The sequence below is a fragment of the Acinetobacter sp. ACIN00229 genome, from assembly GCF_016106645.1.
Lineage (GTDB): Bacteria > Pseudomonadota > Gammaproteobacteria > Pseudomonadales > Moraxellaceae > Acinetobacter > Acinetobacter oleivorans.
This window is the reverse complement of record NZ_JADWOM010000014.1, coordinates 61,573-87,967: the sequence shown is the minus strand read 5'-3', so window position 1 is coordinate 87,967 and position 26,395 is coordinate 61,573. Positions and strand designations below refer to the sequence as shown.

The 26,395-nt window shown below is 39.4% G+C and carries 22 protein-coding genes; 17 read left to right on the top strand and 5 right to left on the bottom strand.

Features of this window, described 5'->3' with window-relative positions:
• The first annotated feature begins 20 nt into the window (after positions 1–20).
• Positions 21–587, top strand: a complete 567-nt coding sequence (locus I7H67_RS13895) for a TetR/AcrR family transcriptional regulator (RefSeq protein WP_198308118.1) — start codon at positions 21–23, stop codon at positions 585–587.
• Here the strand turns inward: I7H67_RS13895 and I7H67_RS13890 are convergent.
• Positions 584–1,741, bottom strand: coding sequence for a glycerate kinase (locus I7H67_RS13890; protein ID WP_198308117.1), 1,158 nt, complete (start codon positions 1,739–1,741; stop codon positions 584–586). The two genes, I7H67_RS13895 and I7H67_RS13890, sit on opposite strands and share 4 nt — an antisense overlap.
• A gap of 396 nt (positions 1,742–2,137) precedes the next feature.
• Here I7H67_RS13890 and I7H67_RS13885 point away from each other — a divergent pair, with 396 nt between their 5' ends.
• From I7H67_RS13885 to epmA, 5 genes are all read left to right on the top strand, one after another.
• Positions 2,138–4,546, top strand: a complete 2,409-nt coding sequence (locus I7H67_RS13885; RefSeq protein WP_198308116.1) for an FdhF/YdeP family oxidoreductase — start codon at positions 2,138–2,140, stop codon at positions 4,544–4,546.
• 78 nt (positions 4,547–4,624) lie between these two features.
• Positions 4,625–5,410, top strand: a complete 786-nt coding sequence (gene fdhD, locus I7H67_RS13880) for a formate dehydrogenase accessory sulfurtransferase FdhD (protein WP_198308115.1) — start codon at positions 4,625–4,627, stop codon at positions 5,408–5,410.
• Positions 5,411–5,560: 150 nt separating this feature from the next.
• Entirely contained in the window at positions 5,561–5,953 is a 393-nt protein-coding gene (locus tag I7H67_RS13875; RefSeq protein ID WP_151827521.1) for a YkvA family protein, read from the top strand.
• A gap of 104 nt (positions 5,954–6,057) precedes the next feature.
• Complete coding sequence (locus I7H67_RS13870) at positions 6,058–7,125, top strand: 4-phosphoerythronate dehydrogenase (protein ID WP_198308114.1); 1,068 nt, start codon at positions 6,058–6,060, stop codon at positions 7,123–7,125.
• Positions 7,122–8,096, top strand: coding sequence for an EF-P lysine aminoacylase EpmA (gene epmA / locus I7H67_RS13865; RefSeq protein ID WP_005307666.1), 975 nt, complete (start codon positions 7,122–7,124; stop codon positions 8,094–8,096). Before I7H67_RS13870 ends, epmA begins: the two co-directional genes overlap by 4 nt.
• A 58-nt stretch (positions 8,097–8,154) precedes the next feature.
• Here epmA and I7H67_RS13860 read toward each other — a convergent pair whose 3' ends face one another.
• Complete coding sequence (locus tag I7H67_RS13860) at positions 8,155–9,147, bottom strand: Tim44 domain-containing protein (protein WP_013197042.1); 993 nt, start codon at positions 9,145–9,147, stop codon at positions 8,155–8,157.
• A gap of 82 nt (positions 9,148–9,229) precedes the next feature.
• Positions 9,230–10,618: a DNA repair protein RadA gene (gene radA / locus I7H67_RS13855; protein WP_013197043.1), complete on the bottom strand. Its 1,389-nt coding sequence runs from the start codon at positions 10,616–10,618 to the stop codon at positions 9,230–9,232.
• A gap of 487 nt (positions 10,619–11,105) precedes the next feature.
• On the opposite strand from radA, the gene I7H67_RS13850 reads away from it, so the two are divergent.
• The 5 genes from I7H67_RS13850 to I7H67_RS13830 all read left to right on the top strand — a co-directional run bounded on the left by I7H67_RS13850 (position 11,106) and on the right by I7H67_RS13830 (position 15,697).
• The gene (locus I7H67_RS13850) at positions 11,106–12,512 is read left to right on the top strand and encodes an amino acid permease (protein WP_005307657.1); all 1,407 of its coding nucleotides are present in this window, start codon (positions 11,106–11,108) and stop codon (positions 12,510–12,512) included.
• 140 nt (positions 12,513–12,652) lie between these two features.
• Positions 12,653–12,874 (top strand): LPS translocon maturation chaperone LptM, encoded by a 222-nt coding sequence (gene lptM / locus I7H67_RS13845; RefSeq protein WP_004790575.1) that lies wholly within the window; start codon positions 12,653–12,655, stop codon positions 12,872–12,874.
• A gap of 22 nt (positions 12,875–12,896) precedes the next feature.
• Entirely contained in the window at positions 12,897–14,147 is a 1,251-nt protein-coding gene (lysA, locus tag I7H67_RS13840) for a diaminopimelate decarboxylase (protein ID WP_198308113.1), read from the top strand.
• A 5-nt stretch (positions 14,148–14,152) separates the two neighbouring features.
• On the top strand, positions 14,153–14,998 hold the full coding sequence (gene dapF / locus I7H67_RS13835) for a diaminopimelate epimerase (protein ID WP_005307649.1): 846 nt from the start codon (positions 14,153–14,155) through the stop codon (positions 14,996–14,998).
• Between the two features lie 99 nt (positions 14,999–15,097).
• A complete protein-coding gene (locus tag I7H67_RS13830; protein ID WP_198308112.1) occupies positions 15,098–15,697 on the top strand; it encodes an alpha/beta fold hydrolase in 600 nt (199 codons plus the stop codon).
• Between the two features lie 54 nt (positions 15,698–15,751).
• Here I7H67_RS13830 and I7H67_RS13825 read toward each other — a convergent pair whose 3' ends face one another.
• Positions 15,752–16,375 (bottom strand): LysE family translocator, encoded by a 624-nt coding sequence (locus tag I7H67_RS13825; protein WP_198308111.1) that lies wholly within the window; start codon positions 16,373–16,375, stop codon positions 15,752–15,754.
• Positions 16,376–16,544: 169 nt separating this feature from the next.
• Here I7H67_RS13825 and xerA point away from each other — a divergent pair, with 169 nt between their 5' ends.
• The 6 genes from xerA to gyrA all read left to right on the top strand — a co-directional run bounded on the left by xerA (position 16,545) and on the right by gyrA (position 24,697).
• Complete coding sequence (gene xerA / locus I7H67_RS13820; protein ID WP_198308136.1) at positions 16,545–17,435, top strand: site-specific tyrosine recombinase/integron integrase; 891 nt, start codon at positions 16,545–16,547, stop codon at positions 17,433–17,435.
• A gap of 461 nt (positions 17,436–17,896) precedes the next feature.
• Positions 17,897–18,646, top strand: coding sequence for an electron transfer flavoprotein subunit beta/FixA family protein (locus tag I7H67_RS13815; RefSeq protein WP_005307637.1), 750 nt, complete (start codon positions 17,897–17,899; stop codon positions 18,644–18,646).
• Between the two features lie 17 nt (positions 18,647–18,663).
• Positions 18,664–19,596 (top strand): electron transfer flavoprotein subunit alpha/FixB family protein, encoded by a 933-nt coding sequence (locus I7H67_RS13810; protein WP_013197050.1) that lies wholly within the window; start codon positions 18,664–18,666, stop codon positions 19,594–19,596.
• Between the two features lie 78 nt (positions 19,597–19,674).
• On the top strand, positions 19,675–20,517 hold the full coding sequence (locus tag I7H67_RS13805) for a helix-turn-helix domain-containing protein (protein WP_198308110.1): 843 nt from the start codon (positions 19,675–19,677) through the stop codon (positions 20,515–20,517).
• Positions 20,518–20,607: 90 nt separating this feature from the next.
• Positions 20,608–21,567, top strand: a complete 960-nt coding sequence (locus I7H67_RS13800) for an MBL fold metallo-hydrolase (RefSeq protein ID WP_198308135.1) — start codon at positions 20,608–20,610, stop codon at positions 21,565–21,567.
• Positions 21,568–21,982: 415 nt separating this feature from the next.
• Positions 21,983–24,697 (top strand): DNA gyrase subunit A, encoded by a 2,715-nt coding sequence (gene gyrA / locus I7H67_RS13795; protein WP_004790593.1) that lies wholly within the window; start codon positions 21,983–21,985, stop codon positions 24,695–24,697.
• A gap of 50 nt (positions 24,698–24,747) precedes the next feature.
• Here the strand turns inward: gyrA and I7H67_RS13790 are convergent, their stop codons facing one another.
• Positions 24,748–26,394, bottom strand: a complete 1,647-nt coding sequence (locus I7H67_RS13790) for an ArnT family glycosyltransferase (protein ID WP_198308109.1) — start codon at positions 26,392–26,394, stop codon at positions 24,748–24,750.
• Position 26,395 lies beyond the last annotated feature (1 nt).

Here is a 26,395-nt window from a genome sequence, read left to right as displayed (position 1 = left end):
ATAAAAGTGGGTGCGCCAAAATGAAAGTCAGTAAAATTCAGGTAAAAGAAAACCGAGATAAAATTGTTGAAAAGGCGACTCAACTGTTTCGTAGCAAAGGCTATGACGGAGTTGGCATTGCCGAATTAATGTCTAGCGCAGGCTTTACTCACGGCGGCTTTTATAAACATTTCACTTCGAAGACAGACCTTGTCTCAATTACCGTTAAACATGGACTTGAGCAGGTTTTAAAAAGAATAGAAGGTTTAAACTTAACTCAATTTATTCAGCTTTATGTGTCCCGCACTCATCGAGATAACCGAGATTTGGGCTGCACGCTAACAGCATTATCTTGTGATGCCGCAAGACAGCCAGACGAAGTAAAAGTCGAGTTTGAAGAGGGTATTGAGCAACTTATTCAGTTCATTATGAATGAACGAGCAAAACAGGTTTCTTTGGAAGCGCCAGAGTTGAGAAAGCAAGCTATTAATATTCTTGCTCAATCTGTAGGGGCAATTGCTTTGTCTCGCGCATGCCCAGACCAATCAAACCTTAGCGATGAAATATTGGAAAGCTGTAAAGAAAGCCTTTTAAAGTTAGCCGATTAAACTTTTTTATCTCTCAAACTGGTTTGGCTAAACTGAATTAACCTCGCAATATCCACTGTTCTCTCATAAATAAGTTTTGCTGCATGTTCGCAGGCTTGTTCTAATGTGATGGGACCATTTGTTAGCGAAAAAGCAGCCGTAACCCCATGTTCATAAAGCGCTTGGTAGCCTTCGCCTAATGTTCCTGCAATGACAATGACAGAAACATTGTATGTTTTGGCAATTTGACTCACCCCGAAAACTGTTTTACCACTTAAGGTTTGTTGGTCAAATTTACCTTCACCCGTAATGACCCAATCTGCATTAGAGATTTTTTGGGTAAGCTGATTGAGTTCGGCCACAACCTTAACTCCAGCCTTAAACTCAGCATTTAAGTAACTTTTGGCTGTAAAGCCTAAACCTCCCGCAGCACCAGAACCCGCTTCATTTCGTTTATCGAAACCTAAAAGCTTAAGTGAGACATCGGCAAAATGGGCAAGTGCTTGGTCGAGTAACTCTACTTGAGCAGGGGAAGCACCTTTTTGTGGACCAAAAATATGAGATGCGCCGTTTGGACCACAGAGTGGATTGGTCACATCGGCAGCCAGTAAAAACCGAGTTTGCTGAATACGTGGGTCGAAATGTGTTAAATCAATTTTTGATAGGTTTTTGAGCGCGAGTCCACCAAGGGGTAAAACGTTGTGGTTAGCATCGAGTAAAACTGCGCCCAAAGCACTGAGTAATCCTGTACCTCCATCATTGGTTGCACTACCACCCACGGTTAAAATAATGTCTTTTGCACCTGCGTCTAAAGCATCCAAAATGAGCTGACCTGTGCCAAATGTTGTGCTGTGGCAAGCATCACGCTCTGACGGTGGGACTAACTGTATACCGCTCGCTTGAGCCATTTCAATGATGGCGATTTTCTGATGTTCTAACCATCCCCATTTTGCTTGAACAGACTGACCTAATGGCCCCATTACGGTTTTTTCACGCCATTCACCTTCACAGACCTCTAACACAGCTTCTATGGTTCCTTCACCGCCGTCTGCCATTGGACATATCAGCGTTTCAGCATTTGGAAAAACCTCGTGCCATCCTTTGGCAATGGCTTGAGCGACGCCCAAAGCCGATAGGCTATCTTTAAAAGAGTCTGGCGCAATTACAACCTTCATAAGTTCTCTGAATCTGTTTTTTTCAATTAATTTATACTGCTTAAACCCATAAAAACCTACTTAAAATGACGTAAATTTCAGCTCATTACATCATTTCTATTTTTTAAAAATATAAAGTGAATTATGTTTTTATCTGTAAAAAATAGGTCGTTGTGTTTTTAAGATATTGTTTTTATTTAATTTAAATAATTTTTTGGTTTTGGCTGAATGATTGTAATTATAAAAAATATGGCACATATTATAACTAGCGTTGAGGCTGCCTCTAAATATCATGAGTAAGATAAAAGTGGATTTTTACTTATTAAGATAAACAGCAAATAGCGTAGATATAACCATAATTAAGTTGTGATTTATTGCACCTATAGAATGTGTAAAAAGTAATAAGAGGATGACAAAGTGGATAATTCAGAAGAACAAAAGCATATTCAGGAAAATAACGGCTTTGCACGAATTGAACCCTATACTCATCCTGCGGGCGGATGGGGAGCATTACTCAGTGTCGCTCGAAACTTAAAGCGGCAAGATATTTTAAAAAAAGGTTCGATTACCTTACTCAATATTAACCAGCCTACCGGGTTCGACTGTCCTGGTTGTGCATGGCCAGAAAAGAAAAATGCTCATGCCTTTAACTTCTGTGAAAATGGCGCAAAAGCAGTTGCATTTGAAGCAACCAGTAAAACAGTGACTCCCGAATATTTTGCTGGTCACACGGTGAGTTGGTTATCAGAACAAAGTGATTTCTTTCTAGAAGACTTAGGTCGCTTAACTGACCCAGTTCGCTACGATGCTGCAACAGATAAATATGTCGCAATTTCATGGGATGAAGCATTTCAGATTATTGCCAAGCATTTACATGCCTTAGATAACCCAGATCAAGCTGCGTTTTATACCTCTGGCCGTGCAAGTAATGAAGCGGCATTTTTATATCAATTGTTTGTGCGAAGCTTTGGTACAAATAACTTCCCAGACTGTTCGAACATGTGTCATGAAACCACAAGCGTTGGGTTACTTGATTCGATTGGTTTAGGAAAAGGCACAGTCACCCTAGAAGACTTTGATTTAGCCGATGCAATTTTTAGTTTTGGGCATAATCCCGGAACTAACCATCCACGTATGTTAGGTACTTTGCGTGAAGTGTCTAAACGTGGCGGTAACATTATTGCGATTAACCCGATTAAAGAGCGGGGCCTAGAACGTTTTCAAGACCCACAAGCACCACTTGAAATGATGACTAACGGCAGTACCCCAATTAGTCGTTATTATTTCCAACCTAAAATTGGTGGTGACTATGCACTGATGCTAGGAATTTTAAAGCACCTAAATGAGTGGGATAAAAAAGCACTTACTTCAGGCAAACCAAGCGTTTTTGACCGAAATTTTATTGAGGTGAATACAATCGGTTTCGACGAGATGATTGCCGAGGTCGAAAAAACTGAGTGGGAAGATATTTATAAACACTCGGGGCTATCACCAGAGCATTTAGAAAAATTAGCCAAGCTCTTTTTAGAGTCTGAGCGCTCAATTTTCTGTTGGGGAATGGGCATTACTCAACACCGCCACGGAACAGCCAATGTACATATGTTGGCGAATTTATTATTGGCTCGTGGGCAAATTGGTCGTCCGGGTGCGGGGCTTTGTCCAGTTCGTGGACACAGTAATGTGCAAGGCGACCGAACCATGGGCATTAATGAATTACCTAGCCCTAAATTACTCGACAACATTGACCGCGTGTTTGGAATTAAATCTCCAAGAAAAAATGGGCATGGTGTCGTTGAAACCATTAAAGCTATGGCTGAAGGTGAGGTTAAAGTCTTTATTGGTCTAGGCGGAAACTTTGCAGTTGCAACGCCAGATACGCCGTATACCCAAGAAGCACTTAGAAAGTGTAATTTAACCGTTCATGTTGCCACCAAATTAAACCGTAGCCATTTGGTGTGTGGTAAAGAGGCGCTGATTTTACCTTGTTTAGGCCGTACCGAAATTGATGAGCAGCTTCATGGCCCGCAGGCAATTTCAGTCGAAGATTCGATGAGTAATATTCATTTGTCGGCTGGGCGTAATACCCCAATTTCTGAAAATATTTTATCTGAACCAGACATCGTGGCAAGAATGGCTGAAGCGGTTCTACCAGACAGCAAGATTAAATGGAAATGGTACATTGAAAGTTATGACCGTATTCGTGACTCAATTGCTGAGGTCTTTGATGAGTTCCATGATTTTAATTTACGTGTCTATAACCCGGGTGGTTTCCATCTAGAGCATCCGGCCAATCAGCACATCTGGAACACAAAAAGTGGTAAAGCTCAGTTTATGATTACACCACTGAGTGAAGTCTATGGCGATAAAGAAAATCAATATGCTGCCGCTTATACTGAGAGTAAAGTTTATACCTTAATGACCACTCGCTCTCACGATCAATACAACACGACGCTATATGGCCTCGATGACCGTTACCGTGGAGTTTTTGGGCAACGCCGTGTTTTGTTTATGAACCAAGCAGACATTGATGAAGCTGGCTTTGAAGCAAATCAGTGGGTTGATATTGAAAGTGTTTTCTCAGATGGGGTTAAGCGGATTGTGCATAGTTTCCGTATTGTGCCGTACAACATTCCACGTGGCAGTTTAGCTGCGTATTATCCAGAGACCAATCCTTTGGTGGCGTTAAGCAGTCATGATAAATATGCCAAAATTCCAGCTTCAAAAAGTGTTCCTGTGATTTTGCATCCTGGTGATGCGCCTGCACACTTTAATTTGGCAACGGCAGTTGACCCTGAAGATGCAGATAAGAAAGTAAGTAACCTTTAAATTAACAGCGATATTAAAAATGTAATTCAAACAAATGGCGCTCTAATCAAGCGCCATTTCAAGATAAAGGAAATTATTTTGACACCACATTATTATGGGGTTGAAACATTACAAGTAAAGCGGTTTAAGAAAACCGAATCTGAAAGTGTTTTAGATAATATTGTTCAAGAGCATCCGATTGCTTTGGTATATAACGGCATTTCTCATGCAGTGATGATGGCAACACCTACTGATGTGAGTGTGTTCGCTAAAGGTTTTAGTCTGTCCGAAGGAATTTTAATGAGCTTAAAAGAGTTGTATGCCATTGAGGTTCATGAAAGTGAATTGGGAATTGAAGTGAATATGACCATTTCATCTAGAGCATTTGCTGCGTTAAAAGAAAGGCGACGTATGTTGGTGGGGCGTACAGGTTGTGGTTTATGTGGCATTGAAAGTTTAGAGCAGCTTCAGCTCGATATTTCTAAAATTACCATCGAACCTTCCAAAGAATGGCTTGAACAAATTCCAGTCGCGATTTCTCAATTAAAAGATCAACAAAAAATTACTGCCTTGACGGGTGGCGCTCATGCCGCTGCTTGGGTGGTTCAAGGCAAAATCATGGCTTTATTTGAAGATGTGGGACGTCATAATGCCTTAGATAAATTGTTGGGTTATTTAGCTCAAGAAAACTACGACACCAGTTTGGGTTTTGTTGTTATGACCAGTCGTGCAAGCTACGAATTAATCCGTAAATGTGCTCAGCGTAATATTGGTTTATTGGCTTCAATTTCTGCTCCAACCAGTATGGCCATTCGGCTCGCAAAAATATCTGGCCTAACTTTAGCAAGCTTTTGTCGTGGAGATGATTTTGTTTTATATACATAAAGATCATGCATTGAAATATTGATCAGATCAGTTCAAATGCTAAGAATGATCAAACATAATGGAAATATACATTTCTATTTTGCCTAATTTTAAGTTAAGCACGAACTTTATACTTTATGATCAAAGTTATGTAGTTCAGAGTCTGTCCAAATGTCTTGGTTACAATCACTAAAAGAATGGGCAAAACGTCTAAAAAAACAAATTATTATGCTTTGGTTTGCATCAAAGCATCCTCAAATGCCATGGTTCCCAAAAGTTATTGCTGTGGTGGCTGTGGCTTATGCCTTTAGTCCAATCGATTTAATTCCAGATTTTATTCCTATTTTAGGCCTTTTAGATGAGGCCATCATTTTACCGATACTCATTTGGTTAGCGCTTCGATTTACGCCTCAACAAGTTATTTTCGATGCAGAACAGCAAGCTAATGAATGGCTAGAAGAACATGAAAAAGGGCCACGAAATTATTTGGTTGCTGTACTTATTATTTTAATGTGGCTCACTCTAGCGGTGATGGCTTATTTTTATTTCGGCGGTGGTTTGTAGGTGAATTACGCTTAGAAACCTTATCGTAATTTAACGCCCTGAACATTGTGCTTTGCTACAACTCAAAGGATAATAACGTTTTTATAAGCTTTGAGTTGCAGATAATGAAAATCGTCGCAGATGAAAACTTGGCATTTACCGATTACTTTTTTTCAGAATTTGGCGATATTCAACACCATGCAGGACGCACCTTAACGCACGCAGATGTAAAAGATGCTGAAGCTTTATTGGTTCGCTCAGTCACCGCAGTAAACGAAAGTTTAATTCAAAACACCGCTTTAAAATATGTGGGTAGTGCCACAATCGGCACCGATCATTTAGATATTTCTGCTTTAGAAAAACAAGGAATTACATGGGCGAATGCAGCAGGTTGTAATGCGCAGGCAGTTGCTGAATATGTCATTACTGCTTTACTTCATTTAGATGCCAACCTTTTAGAACAACAAGAAAAATTTACCCTAGGCATTGTGGGGCTTGGAAACGTCGGTAAGCGTTTGGCATACATGGCCCAGTTGCTTGGCTGGAATGTGATTGGTTTTGACCCATTTGTGCAGTTAGATTCAATTAAAAATGTAAGTTTAGAAACCCTTTTGCAACAAGCGAATGCAATTTCAATTCATGTGCCTTTAACCAAAAATGGTGAACATGCGACGTATCATCTTTTTGATGAGCAAGCGTTTGCTGCACTTCAACCGAACACGATTTTAATTAATAGTGCGCGTGGTCCGGTCGTGAAAGAAGCTGCTTTAATCGAAGATATTCAGCGTACTCAGCGTAAAGTTGTGCTCGATGTATTTGAACATGAACCCGTCATATCTGAAGAACTTATAGACATGTTAGCGTTGGCGACACCGCATATTGCAGGTTATAGCCTTGAAGGGAAGGCACGCGGTACACAAATGATTTATGAAGCATTCTGCCAAAAGTTTGGGTTTGATATAAATAAACGTTTCGAGACTCAGTTGCCTGCATGTGACGACTATTTTTCAGGAAATGATTTAAAAGCGGTCTTAAAGCAAAAATTAGCTCAGATTTATGATATTGCTCAAGATGATGCCAACATCCGTGCCTGCATTAAAGAGGGCAAAGTAGAGCAAAAAGCATTTGATTTATTACGTAAGAATTATCCGCTGCGCCGTGAATGGGCAGCACATGGAGGGCCGCAGGCATGAGCTTGAGTTATCAACCAACTTGTTCAATTGATGCCTTAAAAGCACGTGCCAAGCTCTATAACCAGATTCGTCAATTTTTTGCTGAACGTGATGTCATGGAAGTCGAAACACCGATTGTTTCACAAGCAGGTGTCACCGATGTGCATTTAGCTTCTGTTCAGACTTTACGTCATATTAATGGCAAATTGCAGACTCAATATTTACAGACATCTCCAGAGTTTGCCATGAAGCGTTTACTAGCGAGTGGTAGCGGGCCGATTTACCAAATCTGTAAGGTTTTTCGAGACGATGAACACGGACGTAAACACAATAGTGAATTTACCATGCTCGAATGGTACCGCCCGGGTCTAGACTTAAAAGCATTAATGCATGAAACTGCCGATTTATTGCAGACTTGTTTGCAACATCGTTTTGGGGAAGTTCGTCCGTTTATTTTAAGTTATAAACATGCCTTTCAAGATCGTCTTGATATTAACCCATTGCAAGCAACGTTGAAGCAACTCAAAGATACTGCAAATCGTGTGGGATTAAATCTTGATTTAGGCGATGATCGTCTAGCTTACATGGATTTATTATTTTCTCATTTTGTTGAACCAAGTTTAGGATTTGATGCGCCAGTCTTTTTAACTGATTTTCCACCAGAAATGGCGTCTTTGGCAAAAGTGAAAGTGGATGAAGATGGGGAAGAGGTCGCAGCACGTTTTGAGGTTTATATTGAAGGTTTAGAGCTTGCCAATGCTTACGATGAATTGCTCGACGCAGAGGTGTTACGTTCACGTTTTGAAGCAGACAATGCAGAGCGTGCTAAGCAAGGTCTTCATGTTATGCCTTTAGATGAGCATCTTTTAGCAGCGTTGCCTCATATGCCAGAATGTTCAGGAATTGCTTTAGGTATAGACCGCTTACTCATGGTTGCAATGGATCAGGTCAAAATTGAAAAAGTCATTACATTCCCAGCTGAAATTGCTTAAAAACTGACAAATAAAAAAGCCACAATATTGTGGCTTTTTTATTGAGGGTTTATTTAGCTTACGCTTGTTGAATACCTGCAACAACCCAGTCTTGCTGAGAACCAGCAGGTTTAACAAAGTGCCAGATTTCAGTAAATGGTTGTGGCAAGCTGTTTAAATCTTCACTCACAGTACCAGTGAAGCGTACGCTTACAACATATTGACCATTTTCAGTCGCACTATCTACAACCATCGCATTAAGATTGCTAAATTCAGCAACGTCTTGATCTTGGTTTTCCATGATGTCGTTATACATAGAACTATAAAGTTCTGGTGTTAAGTAACGGCGAATTTCTTCAATGTTACTTGCAGTATTCATCGATTGGATGTGATTAAAACGTTGACGTGCAATACGTAAGAAAGCAGCAGGTTCACTACCATCTGGAAGTTGATTGCCATTGCTCGTTGTTGCACCGCCAAAAGGAGCTTGGGTTGCTGCACCGCCACCAACAGATTGACCAAAGATATTTGTATTATCTCCAGCATTACGTGGTGTCGCTTGTGGTGCAGCAGAACGACCAAATGGGTTTTGACCGTCGTTATTTGGTGCGTAAGGATTATTAGCTGCTAATTTTTTTTTTGCGCCCAATTTGCGGAAAACAAAAAAGGCTAAAGCTGCTGCAAGTAATACCCAAAGCCAGCTAGGAATTCCACCTTTTTTCTCTTCTTGTTGCGCTTGAGCAGCTTGTTCTGTTCCAGCTTGAGTTGCTTGATGTTCAGTTGATGTTGGTTTGTCATCAGCTAAAGCATTTGCTGCAACAGCACCTACGGCAGCACCAGCCACACCAGCTGCAACCATTGAACCAACACCCGGACCTGATCGTTGAGGTGCAGTAGCAGGTTGTTGAGCAGGAGTCACTTGACGAGGTTGTTGATAAGACTGGCTTGAAGTAGTAGAGCGTGCCATACCGTGGCTTTTACCACCACCTGCACGTTTAGCTTCAGCAAGAGGCGAAATTGCTAAAGCAGCCATTAAAATACCGGTAATCAAGCCACGCTGGTGTACTTCCATAGGAAATTCCTGTCTAAAATTAAATTGTAATAGTATTTATGAAGGTATTTACGCTAAATTTCAACCATAAAAGTATGTTTTTTTATGTCAATTCATCACTGAGTTGCATTGCCTCAGTTAATGCTTCATGCAGACGGGCAACCGCAATGACTTGTACGCCAGGAATTGCTTTTTGCGGCGCATTACCTCTTGGCAAAATGACATACTTAAAGCCATGTTTTGCAGCTTCTTTTAAACGCTCTTGGCCATTTGGTACAGGACGAATTTCACCAGAAAGGCCAACTTCTCCAAAAACGGCAAGTTGTTGAGGTAAAGCTTTAGTTCGTAAACTTGAAGCACATGCTAATAAAACTGCTAAGTCTGAACCTGTTTCAGTAATTTTTAAGCCACCGACAATGTTGACATAGACGTCTTGTCCGGTGGTTTGAACACCACCATGACGGTGCATTACAGCAAGCAGCATGTTTAAACGGTTTTGTTCAAGACCCAATGCTACGCGACGAGGTTGTCCTTGAGCATCATCAACTAAAGCTTGAACTTCAACCAAAAGAGGGCGAGTCCCTTCACGGCTAATCATCACAATTGAACCCGGAATCGCTTCATCATAACGGCTTAAGAAAATGGCAGAAGGGTTAGCAACTTCACGTAAGCCTTTATCTGTCATGCCAAATACGCCAAGCTCGTTCACCGCACCAAAACGGTTTTTAACAGCACGAATCATTCGATAACGTGAGTCTGATTGGCCTTCAAAGTAAAGTACACAATCCACCATGTGTTCTAAAACACGTGGACCTGCCAGTGCACCTTCTTTGGTCACGTGGCCAACAATGAAGAGTGCAGTGCCACTATTTTTTGCATAACGAGTTAATAAAGCAGCAGATTCACGAATTTGTGAAACACCACCTGGTGCCGATTGAAGTGTTTCTGTATATAGCGTTTGAATCGAATCTAAGATCGCCACGACAGGTTTTTCTTGTTCTAAGACTTCGCAAATACGTTCAACACAGGTTTCTGCCATGACTTTTAACTGGTCAGTAGGTAAGTCAAGACGTTGAGCACGAAGTGCAACCTGAGATAAAGATTCTTCACCGGTAATATAAAGTGCAGAGCTTTTTGCACTTGCCATATAGGTTGCTGTTTGCAAAAGAATAGTCGATTTACCAATACCCGGGTCGCCACCAATCAATACGACTGAACCCGTAACTAAGCCTCCGCCAAGTACGCGATCAAATTCGCTGATGCCTGTCGGTAAGCGTGTTTCATGGGAAAAAGTGACTTTATTTAGAGTTGTAATATTGGCAGCTTGACCAGCATAGCCCCCAACTTTTGGACGTGCGCGGTGAGCGGTGGTTGGCTCAAGTTTGACTTCAGTCAAAGAATTCCATTCACCACACTCTGAACATTGACCTGCCCATTTAAGATGATCGGCACCACATTGTTCGCAACGGTAAACAGTTTTGACTTTGCTCATATTCGACTTCAGTTAAAAACTTCTTAATTAATAGTAGAAACGGAGTATAACAAAACCAAAATAGAGAATCAGTTTTGAAGTGGAATACATTTTGCTTAATTTAAAACAACGAGAATATTAGGTCATTGTCATGTGTTAGTTAATTTAAAAGATTAAGGTCGAGCAGGGGTGTTTTTAATAAACAGATGAAGGACTGAAATGAAATTGAAGATTAGAAAATGGTCAATTGAGTCGTCTTTTTAATTTAAAAATCAGACAAGTTCAAGTCATGTTTTTAGACCGTAAAGTGCGTTGTATTGCTATGGGCTTGTGCGTATTATCAGATTTAATTGTATGTAGCTTGAAATCATCAGCAATACAGATAAAAATCGGTTAGCTGAAAAATTATCAAAAAATATACATTTAAAAGATACCTGCAAATGGTGCGATATCGTCTTTTTGATTTTAGCTAACGGACTAAAAAAAATTACTGGAGTGTATTGATAAGATGTCGAATCAAAATCTGAATGAGCCTCATGAACAAGGTGAGCTCCATCGTAGCCTTTCAAATCGGCATTTACAGCTGATCGCGATTGGTGGTGCAATTGGTACGGGATTGTTTATGGGATCAGGCAAAACGATTAGTCTTGCTGGCCCTTCAATCTTATTTATTTACCTGATTATTGGTGTGATGGTGTTTTTTGTCATGCGTGCGCTTGGCGAATTACTTCTTTCAAATCTTGCCTATAAATCATTTATTGATTTCACAACAGATTTAATTGGCCCATGGGCAGGTTATTTTGTAGGTTGGACCTATTGGCTGTGTTGGATCACCATTGGTATTGCCGATCTTTCTGCAATTATCTATTACTTACAATTCTTCAATAATGGTCTACCTTTCTCGCCAGTCGAAGGTGCCATGATCAGTGTTGCAGCCATCGTATTCATTATGGGTTTGAACTTGTTAACAGTTCGCCTGTTTGGTGAGTTGGAGTTTTGGTTTGCGCTTATCAAAATCCTAGCAATTATTATTTTAATTGCTGTGGGTCTATGGATGATCTTTACAGGCTTCACCTCGACTACTGGTGAAGTGGCATCCTTTACTCATTTGTGGGCAAATGGTGGCTTCTTCCCGACGGGTGTGCATGGCTTCTTGGCAGGATTCCAGATTGCGATTTTTGCTTTCGTTGGTGTAGAGCTTGTCGGAACAACGGCTGCGGAAACTAAAGATCCTGAACGTAATTTACCTAAAGCAATTAACTCAATTCCAATTCGTATCATTATTTTCTATGTGTTCGCATTAATTATTGTAATGTCAGTAACACCATGGAATAAAATTGATCCAGCGATCAGCCCGTTTGTAAACTTGTTTAGTCAAGCAGGCGTTGCGGCAGCAGCAATCTTAATGAACTTGGTTGTGTTGTCATCAGTGATGTCATCAATGAACAGTGGCGTGTTTTCAACAAGCCGTATGTTGTTTGGTCTATCTCGTGAAGATCAGGGACCAAAAGCTTTTGGTAAATTGAACAGACGTGCAGTACCTGCAAATGCATTGTATTTCTCTGCTGCGTGTTTATTGTTAGGTGCAGCATTACAGTATTTTGTACCAAATACCGTTGAGGCGTTTACGCTTGCAACAACACTTTCAACGATTCTGTTCATTTGCGTGTGGTTACTCATTATCTGGAGTTATATCCGTTACTACACTACACGTCCTGAGCTGCATGCAAAATCAACATTTAAATTGCCGGGTGGCCTATTTACATGTTGGATCACGATTATTTTCTTTATTGGTATGATTTACGTGTTGTCTTTAGAGCCAGATACGTTTAAAGCGCTTAAAGTCAGCCCAATCTGGTTTATTATCTTGATCATTGGTTATTTCTTCTTCTATAAACCGCGTCATAAAAAGTAATTAAATTTATTTAGTTATGATCAAACGCTGGCTGAAAAGCTGGCGTTTTTTATGCATATTGTTTTTCTCTTTAAGTTTACTCTTTAGCCGCCTGCATGATCACGGTATACTGCATCGAATTGTTTAAATCAGGTGCTCAGATGCGTCGTGTCATTTGCCTCATCAGTTTATTGAGCAGCAGTATTTTGCTAAGCGCTTGCGGTCAGTCAGGAGCATTACAGCTACCTTCTGATCCGAATTATGACAAACGCGCGAAATACTTGCTCTATCGTAATAAAGAACAGAAACAAGTTGTGCAACAGGATGAACAAGCTGATCAGCCAGTTGAATCATCAGCCCCAACCCAAACAACTTCACCTTAAGCTTTGAAATAAGGACACATTCATGAGTTTCACTCGCATTAATGGAGTATTGCATGCAGAGCAATGTTCTATGGAGCAGCTTGCACAGCAATTTGGCACACCTTTGTATGTTTATTCAAAAGCAGCTTTTGAAAAACATTACTTAGATATGGATCGTGCTTTTGATTTTATTGATCATCAAATCTGTTTTGCGGTGAAATCTAACTCAAATTTAGCTGTTCTTAATGTATTGGCAAAACTTGGTGCTGGTTTTGATATCGTATCAGGTGGTGAGCTTGCACGTGTTTTAAAAGCGGGTGGAGATGCATCTAAAGTTGTTTTTTCTGGCTTAGGTAAAACCGAAGCTGATATTGAAACATCGTTAAATGTAGGCATTGCTTGCTTTAATGTAGAGTCGTATGCCGAACTAGATCGTCTTCAAAAAGTTGCAGCTCGTCTAGGCAAAAAAGCGCCGATTTCTTTACGTGTAAACCCAGACGTAGATGCAAAAACACATCCTTATATTTCAACAGGCCTTAAAGAAAATAAATTTGGTATTCCAAGTGATACCGTTTATGAAACCTATCAATATGCTGCATCTTTACCAAACCTTGAGATTATTGGAATTGACTGCCACATTGGTTCACAATTAACCGAGACTAAACCATTCGTTGATGCTTTAGATCGTGTCATGGTAATGATTGAGGAACTAAAAAAACTTGGTATTACTCTTAAACACATCGATATCGGTGGTGGTTTGGGTGTTTGTTATAAAGATGAAACACCACCAAGTGTTGAAGAATATGCTAACTCAATGAAACCTGCTTTAGAAAAGCTGGGTCTTAAGGTTTATATGGAGCCGGGTCGTAGCATTAGTGCAAATGCAGGTGTGCTTTTAACCAAAGTTGATTTGCTCAAGCCAACGAGCCATCGTAACTTTGCCATTATTGATGCAGCAATGAATGATTTAATTCGCCCTGCATTATATGAAGCTTGGATGGATATCCAACCTGTGGTGCCAAGTTCTGATACTGAAGAAAAAACTTGGGATCTCGTGGGTGCAATCTGTGAGACAGGTGATTTTATTGGTAAAGATCGCTCATTAGCGTTAAAAGAAAATGACTTGTTAGCTGTTCTTGGCGCTGGCGCTTATGGTTTTGTAATGAGTTCAAATTACAATACACGTGGACGTGCCGCAGAAGTGATGGTGTCTGGCGACAAAGCCCATTTGATTCGTGAGCGTGAAACAGTTGAATCCCTTTGGGAAAAAGAAAGTTTATTGCCTGAGGAGTAAATGAAATGTTATTAGAATTTACTAAAATGCATGGCCTAGGCAATGACTTTATGGTGGTTGATCTGATCAGCCAACGTGCCTATTTGGATACAGAAACAATTCAACGCTTAGCCGACCGCCATTTCGGTATTGGTTTTGATCAACTTTTGATTGTTGAACCACCTGATTTACCGGAAGCAGATTTTAAATACCGTATTTTTAATGCTGATGGTTCTGAAGTTGAACAATGTGGTAACGGTGTGCGCTGTTTTGCTCGCTTTGTACATGAGCGTCATTTAACAACGAAAACTAGTATTACTGTTCAAACCAAAGCAGGGATTGTCAAACCTGAACTGGGTCAAAATGGTTGGGTTCGCGTGAATATGGGCTACCCGAAATTTTTGCCGAATGAAATTCCATTCATTGCTGAACAACCTGAAGCTTTATATACACTTGAGTTAGCTAATGACCAAAACATTAGTATTGATGTGGTCAATATGGGCAATCCTCATGCTGTCACTATTGTTCCAGATGTATTAACTGCAGATGTTGCTGGCATTGGCCCACAAGTTGAATCACATAAACGTTTCCCTGAACGTGTGAATGCTGGCTTTATGCAAATCATTGATGAAAAGCATGTGCGTTTACGTGTATTTGAACGTGGTGTAGGTGAAACTCTTGCATGTGGTACAGGAGCTTGTGCGGCTGCTGTAAGTGGTATGCGCCGTGGCTTACTGGGTAATTCAGTTGAAGTTGAACTTGCTGGTGGTAAGCTACAAATCGAATGGCAAGAAGGTGATGTGGTCTGGATGACGGGTCCAACAACTCATGTATATGATGGGCGTTTGGATTTACGTTATTTCCAAGGCTAATAGCATTACCTAAATAGAGGCCTCTTTTATTAACTAAAATGATAAAAGAGGCTTTCTTTTATATACAATAATTTTTTAATTTTATTACTTTATAAAAATATGAATAATCTAATTTTCTTACCTGGCGCATCAGGCAGTACAAAATTTTGGCATCCATTAATTGAAAAATTACCTCAACATTACCAGACAAAAATTATTGGTTACCCCGGTTTTGGGGATACACCAGAATCTCCTCAGGTCAAAAGTTTTGAAGACCTAAAAAATTATGTGGTCGATCAAATTAATGAAGAATCTGTAATTATTGCGCAATCTATGGGTGGCATTTTTGCTGTTGCGGCAGCGTTGCAAAAACCTCAACTGATAAAAGGGTTAGTCTTGATTGCAACTTCGGGTGGAATTAATCTTGAAAGATTTAATGTGCAAGACTGGCGAGAAGCATACCGTCAAGCATTTTTAAGATATCCAGATTGGTTTGTTACCACTAATGCCAACTATGAAGATTTTTTATCAGATATAAATATTGAAACTTTATTAATCTGGGGCGATAGCGATCCAGTGAGCCCCGTTCAAGTGGGTCAATATTTAAATCAAAAGTTTGAAAATTCGACGTTATATGTTGTGAAAGGTGGGGACCATCAATTAGCAGAAAAACATGCCGATGAAGTTTCAGTCCAAATAGAAAACTACTTAAAAAAATAATGTAAATCTTTAACTATTATTTAGCGTGCTATGCGTTAGCACGCTTTTTAAAATTTATCTTTTACTCAAAGCCAATTTTAAAGCAAACAACACAAAAATACTGCCTGTAATCCGGTCCATATATTTCACAAATTTGGGTTGCTTCAGATAACGTGATAGTGGTTGCATAGCCAAAATTAATAAAATTGACCATAAGGTTCCAATCACCACATGAATCATCACAAGCCCCATAATCCAAGTGACAGCCGACGCTTGTGGTGGAATAAATTGTGGAAGAAATGAAATATAAAAAATACCGACTTTGGGATTAAGTAAGTTACCCAAAAAACCTTTAATAAACCAATTCTGTGAAGCAGGGACATTGGAGTTGGTTTCTTGCATGTCTGCAAGTTGGCTACGCGGTTTTAAAATCATATTCAAACCTAGCCAAGCTAAATAAGCAGCCCCCATCCATTTCAGAATATTAAAGGCTAGATCAGAAGCCATGAGTAAAGCCCCTAGACCACAAGCAACCACAATTCCCCATGCAATACAGCCAAGGCTAATACCTACAGCTGCTTGAAATGCTTTCGACTTGCCTTCAAGAGTAGCGGTACGAATAATTAAAGTCGTATCCAGACCAGGTGTAAGCGTAAGTAAAGTAATGGCAATTAAGTAGGGAATGAGTATGGTAGTCATGACAGCAGGATTCCGACGAATACTTAAAATGAAGTGTAATATATAAGGTAGTGAGTTGTTATGCTGTACGATCTTAAATTTCCTGAACAACTACTTTTTGATACACTGAAAAAATAAAATGAGCAAATAAATGGAGAGCAATTTGGATTTTGCATTACAGCTGCTCTCAATGTGGTTAAAAGAAAGAAAAATTCAGAACCAGTCTGAGCACACGATTACAGCTTATGAAAGAGATGTTAAAAGCTTTCTTGAGTTCTGCGAGCTCAAACAAATTGATTTAAGAAATATTGAAGCTTCAGATTTACGTGAATATTTGGCCCAGCGTGTTGAGCAAGACCAGTTAAGTTCAAGCAGTATGCAGCGTCATCTCACGTCAATTCGCCAGTTTATGAAATGGGCTGAGCAAGGGAAATATTTAGAAATTAATCCTACTGATGATTTTAAGTTAAAACGTCAACCTAGACCCTTGCCGGGTATGATCGACATAGAAACGGTTAATCAAATTTTAGATCAGCCAATGCCTGAAAAACCAGTTGATCAGCAATTATGGTTAAGAGATAAAGCCATGCTCGAGTTACTTTACTCAAGCGGTTTGCGTCTGGCTGAACTGCAAGGCTTAACAATTAAAGATATAGATTTTAACCGTCAACTCGTACGTATTACGGGTAAAGGAAATAAAACCCGAATTGTACCATTTGGGAAAAAGGCGAAAGAAAGCTTATTGAATTGGCTGAAAATTTATAAAATCTGGAAAGGCCATTTTGATCAAAATGCTTTTGTTTTTATTTCTCAAAGAGGCGGTGTGTTAACCCCACGGCAAATTGAAAAGCGTGTAAAGCTTCAAGCGCAAAGAGCAGGTGTGAATGTAGATTTGCATCCTCATTTATTACGGCATTGTTTTGCTAGCCATATGTTATCAAGCAGTGGTGATTTGCGATCAGTACAAGAAATGTTAGGCCACAGTAATTTATCTACGACACAAATTTATACACATATTGATTTTGATCATTTGGCACAAGTCTATGATCGAGCTCATCCGAGAGCACAAAAGAATGAATAGATTTAAGAACGATCTTAATAAAAAAGTTGATTAAAATGGCTAGTCTTATACGAATGTAGACATCATTTGTATTTTTTTAGAAATTTGTTTAAGAGAAATAGGGGAAATAGTCAAATTGACCATTTTGATCTTGGGATATTTTGTCGGTACCCCTGAGTCAAAAACATCTCATCTCGATTATTTTAAGGCGATCTTATGTTTCTGACTAATAAGCTAAATAAGATAAAAAGATAATAAAAATCAATATATAAAATAGAGTGTAAAAAGAACGAAATAGCGCCTAATAAGGCATAATATTTTTTTTATGAACTGATGGTTTCATTTTTTTTGTGCTGTTCTGGAAAATTGTGACTTGACCGAAATGCCAAACACATTGCAAGATAGGGTACCTAAAAAATTTTAATTGAAGAGTTAATATACTTTTCTCAACATTTACTTTTGCTAGAACAGCCGAGGATTACATGAAGGCTCTTGTTGCTGTAAAACGCGTGGTTGATGCCAACGTCAAAGTTCGTGTTAAGCCGGACAATAGTGGGGTTGACCTAACTAACGTTAAAATGTCAATTAACCCATTTTGTGAAATCGCAGTGGAAGAAGCGGTTCGCTTAAAAGAAAAAGGAACAGTAACAGAAATCGTTGTTGTTTCTGTGGGTCCTAAAGAAGCTCAAGAACAAATCCGTTCTGCAATGGCTTTGGGTGCAGACCGCGGTATTTTAGTTGAAACCACTGATGAAATTGGCGCTTTAGAAGTTGCTAAAATTTTAAAAGGTGTTGTTGACGCTGAAAAACCAGAACTTATCCTTCTTGGTAAACAAGCAATTGATGATGACTCTAACCAAGTAGGACAAATGCTTGGCGCATTATTAGGTGCGGGCCAAGGTACATTCGCTTCTGAAGTGAAAGTTGATGGTGGCAAAGTACAAGTAACTCGTGAAGTTGACGGTGGTTTACAAACTGTTGAACTGGCACTTCCAGCAATCATTACAACTGACTTGCGTTTGAATGAGCCACGTTATGCAGCATTGCCTAACATCATGAAAGCTCGTAAGAAGCCACTTGATACTAAATCTCCTGCTGATTATGGCGTTGCAGCTGGTACTAAGCTTAAAACTGTTAAAGTTGAAGCTCCAGCAGAACGTAAAGCTGGCGTACAAGTGAAATCTGTAGATGAGCTTGTTGAAAAATTGAAAAATGAAGCGAAAGTGATCTAATACGGAAGGATAAAATCATGAGTATTTTAGTTATCGCTGATCACAACAACCAAGTACTTAACGGTGCTACTTTAAACGTTGTTGCTGCAGCACAAAAAATCGGTGGTGATATTACTGTATTAGTTGCTGGTTCTGGTGCTCAGGCAGTTGCTGATGCTGCTGCTAAAGTTGCTGGTGTAAGCAAGGTTTTACTTGCTGACAATGCTGCTTATGCAAACCAGTTAGCTGAAAACGTAGCTGCTTTAGTTGCTGATTTAGCTAAAGGTTACAAATACGTATTAGCTGCTTCTACAACAACTGGTAAGAACATTCTTCCACGTGTTGCTGCTCTTCTTGATGTAAGCATGATCACAGACATTATTTCTGTTGAATCTGCGAACACATTCAAGCGTCCGATTTATGCAGGTAATGCGATTGCGACTGTTCAATCTGACGAAGCAATCATTGTGGGTACAGTTCGTGGTACAGCATTTGATCCAGTAGCTGCTGAAGGTGGTTCTGCTGCGGTTGAAGCGGTAAGTGATGCGAAAGATGCAGGTATTTCTCATTTTGTATCTGAAGAAATCGTTAAGCTTGATCGTCCAGAATTAACTGCGGCTCGCATCGTAGTTTCTGGTGGTCGTGGTGTAGGTTCTGGTGAGAACTACCATAAAGTACTTGATCCATTAGCTGACAAGCTTGGTGCAGCACAAGGTGCTTCACGTGCGGCAGTTGATGCGGGCTTTGTACCTAACGACTTCCAAGTGGGTCAAACTGGTAAAATCGTTGCGCCTGACCTTTACGTTGCTGTAGGTATTTCTGGTGCGATCCAGCATTTAGCTGGTATGAAAGATTCTAAAGTTATTGTTGCAATCAACAAAGACGAAGAAGCGCCAATCAACAGTGTTGCTGACTACTGGTTAGTTGGTGATTTGAACACTGTAGTACCAGAGTTAGTAAGCAAGTTGTAATTTACAGCTTGTCACTTATTCGAAAAACGCCCTTGTGCTATAAATAGCCAAGGGCGTTTTTTTATTTAGATCATCATTATGAATATCAATTATTCCGCCTCCATAGAGGCCTACCAATTGCATCAATCACTTGTGAGATTGGCACGGGCAGATATGGCACGAGATTATTTATGTATTCGTTCGAAAGATCAGCATGGCCTTTCCAATATTAAAGTTAGTCAGTTGCACATGGGATTTATTTTATATGGGCAACAACAATTAAATCTTCAAACAAAACAAATCAATTTTAGTGCCGGCGATCTCTATATTATAAAACCCGATACGGTTATCGATGCAGTTAATCTGCCTGACCCTATAACGGGTGAATATCTCACTATTCTTGTGCCTATGTGTGACGAAGTCATTCAAGCTGCACAAATGATTTGGGCTAAGCCAGTTGTAGACAGAACTGAAGTAATATTAAAGTTTTCAATTGATGATTTCGCTACATCTTTAGCTGAGTGGCAAGCGGCTTTATTTAATCATGATGTGGTGAAAGCACGTTTATGTATTACCGCTATACTTGTACAGTTATGCCAACAGCATTGTTCTGATGTGCTAATTCTACCACCACCTAAATTGACAAAAATCATTCATGATTGGGTAATAGAGAATCCACAGCACCATTGGCAGTCTAGTGAGTTTGAAATGAGGCTAGGTTTGAGCAGTGCCACACTTCGCCGTAAGCTTAGCCATGAAGAAACAACCTTAAGAGAAACGATTACGCATGCACGGCTTACTTGTGCACTTGAGCTGTTGTATTCGAAAAAGTTACCTATGAAAACTATTGCAGCAAAATCTGGGTACCAGTCTGTTGCTATTTTTCGTGATCGCTTTGTAGAGCGTTATGGTATAGATCCTGCTGTGCTAGCTGCCGAATAAGTCAATTTGAGCGTTTCTTATCGCTTATTGAGCGATTTAAATAGATCAAAACCAATAGAGTTAAAGTATGAAAATACGAAGGACTCTATGATGAATTCATTAAAATCACTTATGATATTATTACTGCTGAGTGCCAGTACAGTTATACATGCAGAACAAACGCCAAGTGTACATCAAGTCGATGGTTACTTTTTACAACCAGTAGGAAACCTTAAGGTAACAGCATTGTTTGATGGCGAGTTGGGATTACCTCGTAGTGATTTATTGGGTATTTCTACTGAAAAAGCCAATCGATTGTTTGCAGAAAACTTTGTTCCTATAGATGAGCATAATCAGATTGTCACAGACTTCTCTGCCTATCTTGTTCAAACACCCACACAAAATATTTTAATTGATGCTGGCACAGCAAAATGTTTTGGTCCAACCTTGGGCCATGTACGTGAAAATTTAAAGAAAGCAGGCGTACAGCCTGAACAAATAGATACCATCTTGATTACACATGCCCATCCTGATCATTTATGCGGTATTACACTTGATGGCAAAATGGCTTATCCGAATGCGAAAGTTTATCTGGCTAAAGAAGATGTAGATTTCTGGACATCGCCAGCGAATGAAGCAAAAGCTACCAATTTTTTTAAGCCAATATTTAAAATGACGCGTGATGCATTACAGCCATATCAAAAGGCAGGGCAACTCGTCGCTTTTACCAAAACGTCTTTTAACGTACCGAATGTTCAACTCATCGTTACTCATGGTCATACTGAAGGTCATTCTTCATATTTAATAGATGGACAAAACGGTCAAAACTTTTTAGGTCTTGGTGATGTTGTACACTATGGTGCAGTACAATTTCCTTATCCTGAAGCAAGCTATAAACCTGATACTGACTCAAATCGTGCTATAGCAGTTCGTAAAAGTATTTTTGAACAAGCCTATAAAAGCCAATGCTGGGTGGGTGCTGCGCATGTTGCTTTTCCTGGCATTGGGCATATTAGTAAAGATTCAAAAGGATATCAGTGGATTCCTGCTCAATATCGGCCTACAAAATGACATTTCAAACTCATTATTTAAGGAAATGAAAAGAATAATGGGTTTACAACAAGGCAAGTATATTTAAGCTAAATATTATTTATTTTGGCTAATAAACTAAGTTTTGTTTTTAAGATTAGATGAAAAGTGCTCTAAAGAGAGCACTTTTGTGTTGTCTATATTTTGGTCGAACTGTTGAGTTTTAAGAAATACATTTAAAACTAGAATTCTCTAATTTTAACTTATTAATTCTAATGAAATTTTTATTGTAAAAAAATGCTATTTTCAGATTGCTAAACTCCCAGTTAACGAGCAGTTTGTGCTATACTATACAGCTATATTTTTTTCGATTTTAGTTCAGTTTTCAGAACTAAATTTTTTGCAAGATCAAGACATATTAGCAGATGGAAATTTCTATCTGTAAGAAGGAGTATGCATGAGCGTATCGGAAATCCGACCGATTGCCATTGAGGATGAACTCAAGCATTCATATTTAGATTACGCAATGAGTGTAATCGTATCTCGTGCATTGCCGGATGTGAGAGACGGTCTGAAACCTGTTCACCGTCGTGTGCTATTTGCCATGCACGAATTGGGCAATGACTATAACAAAGCCTACAAGAAATCTGCACGTGTTGTTGGGGACGTAATCGGTAAATATCACCCTCATGGTGACTCAGCTGTTTATGAAACTATTGTACGTATGGCTCAAGATTTTAGCTTACGTTATTTATTGGTAGATGGTCAGGGTAACTTCGGTTCGATCGATGGTGATAGCGCGGCTGCAATGCGTTATACCGAAGTCCGTATGACTAAGTTAGCGCACGAGCTTCTTGCAGATCTAGAAAAAGACACAGTTGACTGGGAAGATAACTACGACGGATCTGAGCGTATTCCTCAGGTGCTTCCAACACGTGTTCCTAACTTGTTAATTAATGGCGCTGCTGGTATTGCCGTAGGTATGGCAACTAACATGGCACCGCATAACATGACAGAAGTTGTGAATGCATGCTTAGCTTATGCTGACAATCCGAATATCTCGATTGAAGGATTGATGGAATATATTACTGGTCCTGATTTTCCTACAGGCGGTATTATTTACGGTAAATCAGGCATTGTTGATGCTTACCGTACAGGTAAAGGCCGACTACACATTCGTGGTAAGTACCATTTCGAAGAAGATGAAAAGACAGGCCGTACAACCATCGTCTTTACTGAAATTCCATATCAAGTTAACAAAGCAAGAGTTATTGAACGTATTGCCGAGTTAGTTAAAGAGAAAAAACTTGAAGGTATTTCAGAGCTTCGTGATGAGTCTGACAAAGACGGTATGCGTATTGCGATTGACTTGAAACGTGGTGAAAACGCAGAAGTCGTTGTAAATAACTTATTCTTAAATACACAGCTTGAAAACTCATTCAGCATCAACATGGTTTGTCTTGATAACGGACAACCAAAATTGATGAATCTGAAAGATATTATTGCGGCATTTATTCGTCACCGCCAAGAAGTAGTGACACGCCGTACCATGTTCGAATTGCGTAAAGCACGTGAACGTGGTCATATCTTAGAAGGCTTAACTGTTGCTTTAGCCAATATTGATGAAATTATTGAAACCATCAAAACTTCTGCTAACCCAGCTGAAGCGCGCGAGCGTTTACTAGCAGGTGAGTGGGCTGGTGGTGGCGTTATTTCTTTACTTGAAAAAGCTGGCGCTATTTCTGTTCGCCCAGATGAAATCGAAGGTGAAAACCCAGATCGTCCATTTGGTCTAACTGAATCAATTTACCGTTTATCACCAACGCAAGTGGGTGCAATTTTAGAATTGCGTTTACATCGTTTAACTGGTCTTGAGCAAGACAAATTACATGCAGAATATACTGAAATTTTAGGTCAAATTGCTGAACTTACGGCAATTCTTAATGATTTCAATTTATTGATGGCTGTAATTCGTGAAGAATTAGCGCAAGTACTACAACAGTATGGTGATGGTCGTCGTACAGAAATTATTGAATCACGTATTGATTTTAGCCGTGAAGATTTAATTCCTGAAGAACAAGTTGTATTAACGGTTTCACAAACAGGTTATGCAAAAACTCAACCACTTTCAGACTATCAGGCTCAGCGCCGTGGTGGACGTGGTAAGTCAGCAACCTCAATGAAAGATGATGACTTTATTCAACATCTGATTGTGGCTTCAAACCATGCGACTGTACTCTGCTTTACTAACGTAGGTAAAGTGTATCGTCTTCGCGTATTTGAAGTGCCTCAAGCATCACGTGGTGCTAAAGGCCGTCCGATTGTAAACTTGTTACCTTTAGATGCGAATGAAACAGTTACAGCTATCTTGCCGTTAACTGAGTTCCCAGAAAACCATTATGTATTTATGGCGACAGCATCTGGTACAGTTAAACGTGTTGATTTGGAGCAGTTTGCTAACATTCGTTCAAATGGCTTACGTGCAATTGAACTGAATGAAGAAGATACCTTGATTGGTGTTGCGATTACTGATGGTAATCAGCAAATCATGTTGTTCTCGAATGAAGGTAAGGCAATTCGTTTTGCAGAAACTGACGTGCGTTCAATGGGTCGTACTGCTAAAGGCGTCCGTGGTATGCGTGTTAGCTTTGCAAGTAGCACTTTAAGTGAAGAAGATGCAGAAGTTGAAAATGATGAATCTGATGACAACGAAGATTCAGCAGATTTAAATGTCGTAAGTCGCATTGTATCGCTTGTTGTTGTTCCTGAAACGGGTGAAGTGCTGTGTGCGAGTGCCAATGGTTATGGTAAACGTACTCCTGTAAATGACTTCCCAACCAAAAAACGTGGTGGTAAGGGTGTTATTGCGATTAAGACAAGTGAACGTAATGGTGAGCTTGTAGGTGCAGTATCTATTGATGAAAGCAAAGAACTGTTGCTTATTTCTGATGGTGGTACATTAGTTCGTACTCGTGCTGCTGAAGTTGCAATGACTGGTCGTAATGCACAAGGTGTTCGTCTGATTCGTTTAAGCGAAGAAGAAACTTTAGTAGGTGTTGTGTCTATTGAAGCTGTCGAAGATGAAGAAGAGTTTCTCGAAGGAGAAGTTGATACTTCAGAAGTAGATGGCGAAGATGCAGTTTCTACGAATGACGATGTGTCAGAAGAGTAAGTCTTAATTAAATAAAAAAGGAAGCGTAAGCTTCCTTTTTTATTTATGGTTTATTTGGAGTTATTAAAAATAAACACATCATAATTTCGATAATGTAGTGTTTTAACAGATGGATCTTTAGTTGCAAAATTATGAGGTTGACTTACGACAATCAAATCTTGCTTTTGCGTTAAAGCATCTTGAAGCTGTTGTTCACTCCATAAGTATTTTTTGCGTTGTGATTCAAACAATAAACCATCTTTAATTTCTAAAGATGCACTATCTGAATGCACTGTATCCCATTGATTTACAATATATACAGGCTGTTTTAGCTGTAAAAGGAAAGGCACATCATAGAAATAGTAATTGTAGAAAACTATTTTTGTTGATGGTGTCATATATTCAGAAAAACTTGTTTGTCCCACATTATTTTTAGTATCTAAAATACGAACGGAAAATGGGACTGAACTACACAGAACAATTAAACTGATAAAAATATAGTTCAAATAGTTTAATTTCTGCTTTTTATATAACCAGACTAAAGCCAGTGGAAGCATAACCAATAGCGCGCCAATGATATAAATAAATATCGCTTGGTTTTGGAAAAAAGGTTGATGTGCACGCATGAAATGCGGTGTGGCAGCAATACCTATTCCGACAAGCATAATAAATATAGGTAAACCCCAAACCTGTAATTTGGTTTTATATTCACTTTCAAGTACTTGGTTGATAACAAGAGCCAAGAAAACAGCGAGTGGAGGCACAGCTGGTAAAATATAGCCAGCTAGCTTAGAAGGCGGAATAGAGAAGAAAACCGTAACAGAAATAAACCACCATATAAGCAGGGCCAGTAAAGCGGACTTCTTGTAATTTTGAAATACGGTTTTAATAGATCCAAATCTACTCGACAGAATCCATGGTAAAAAGCTGAACATTAAAATAATCAGATAGAAACACCACGGTTGTTTATTATTAAACTCTTTTGAGCTAAATCGACTAAATTGTTGGTCGATAAAGAAATAATGCAAAAATTGAGGGTATTTAAGCTGGACTGCATAGAGCCATGGACTAACCAGTAATATAAATAGCAAAATCCCCAAAGGGTTAAGCAATGAAGGGATTTTTTTCCATTGTTTGGTGTAAAGCAACCACGGTAAGAGAATCATACCGGGAATTAACACACCAATCAGGCCTTTACTTAAGAACGCAGCCGCACCTGCAAAATATCCTAAAAATAAAATAGATTTACGCGCTGAAATTGTGAAATCAACAAAACATAAAACACTGACGGTAATCCATGAAGCAAGCAGTAGATCATGGTTAATATATTCACTACTACCAAAAAACAGTAAATTGGTGCCTAAAATAATGGCAGTAAGTTGTGCTACACGTTCTGAAATGTGCTTTCTAACGAATAAGAATAAGCTGACTAACATGAGTGTAGCTGCTAGCACTGGAACTAATCTCAACACCCAAATATGCATACCGAACAGTTCCATAAATATAGAACTTAACCAATGTAATAGAGGAGGTTTATGCATAAATGGCAAGCTATTGATACGGGGAATCAACCAATCTCCCGACTCAAACATAGATCGACTAATATCTCCGTAGCGTCCTTCATCTGGCACAGAGAGGGGTCTTATCCAAGACAGAACAAACAACCAAATCGGTAAAAATATTAATAAGAATTTGGAACTACGAAGCCATTGCTGCATA

Coding starts and splice junctions, on each gene's coding strand:
- I7H67_RS13830 (WP_198308112.1), top strand. CDS start 15,098: ATGAATAATCTAATTTTCTTACCTGGCGCATCAGGCAGTACAAAATTT.
- I7H67_RS13805 (WP_198308110.1), top strand. CDS start 19,675: ATGAATATCAATTATTCCGCCTCCATAGAGGCCTACCAATTGCATCAA.
- I7H67_RS13825 (WP_198308111.1), bottom strand. CDS start 16,375: ATGACTACCATACTCATTCCCTACTTAATTGCCATTACTTTACTTACG.
- I7H67_RS13860 (WP_013197042.1), bottom strand. CDS start 9,147: ATGGAAGTACACCAGCGTGGCTTGATTACCGGTATTTTAATGGCTGCT.
- radA (WP_013197043.1), bottom strand. CDS start 10,618: ATGAGCAAAGTCAAAACTGTTTACCGTTGCGAACAATGTGGTGCCGAT.
- I7H67_RS13810 (WP_013197050.1), top strand. CDS start 18,664: ATGAGTATTTTAGTTATCGCTGATCACAACAACCAAGTACTTAACGGT.
- I7H67_RS13790 (WP_198308109.1), bottom strand. CDS start 26,394: ATGCAGCAATGGCTTCGTAGTTCCAAATTCTTATTAATATTTTTACCG.
- I7H67_RS13800 (WP_198308135.1), top strand. CDS start 20,608: ATGAATTCATTAAAATCACTTATGATATTATTACTGCTGAGTGCCAGT.
- dapF (WP_005307649.1), top strand. CDS start 14,153: ATGTTATTAGAATTTACTAAAATGCATGGCCTAGGCAATGACTTTATG.
- xerA (WP_198308136.1), top strand. CDS start 16,545: ATGTGGTTAAAAGAAAGAAAAATTCAGAACCAGTCTGAGCACACGATT.
- I7H67_RS13890 (WP_198308117.1), bottom strand. CDS start 1,741: ATGAAGGTTGTAATTGCGCCAGACTCTTTTAAAGATAGCCTATCGGCT.
- gyrA (WP_004790593.1), top strand. CDS start 21,983: ATGAGCGTATCGGAAATCCGACCGATTGCCATTGAGGATGAACTCAAG.
- I7H67_RS13850 (WP_005307657.1), top strand. CDS start 11,106: ATGTCGAATCAAAATCTGAATGAGCCTCATGAACAAGGTGAGCTCCAT.
- I7H67_RS13815 (WP_005307637.1), top strand. CDS start 17,897: ATGAAGGCTCTTGTTGCTGTAAAACGCGTGGTTGATGCCAACGTCAAA.
- I7H67_RS13895 (WP_198308118.1), top strand. CDS start 21: ATGAAAGTCAGTAAAATTCAGGTAAAAGAAAACCGAGATAAAATTGTT.
- epmA (WP_005307666.1), top strand. CDS start 7,122: ATGAGCTTGAGTTATCAACCAACTTGTTCAATTGATGCCTTAAAAGCA.
- lptM (WP_004790575.1), top strand. CDS start 12,653: ATGCGTCGTGTCATTTGCCTCATCAGTTTATTGAGCAGCAGTATTTTG.
- I7H67_RS13875 (WP_151827521.1), top strand. CDS start 5,561: ATGTCTTGGTTACAATCACTAAAAGAATGGGCAAAACGTCTAAAAAAA.
- lysA (WP_198308113.1), top strand. CDS start 12,897: ATGAGTTTCACTCGCATTAATGGAGTATTGCATGCAGAGCAATGTTCT.
- I7H67_RS13870 (WP_198308114.1), top strand. CDS start 6,058: ATGAAAATCGTCGCAGATGAAAACTTGGCATTTACCGATTACTTTTTT.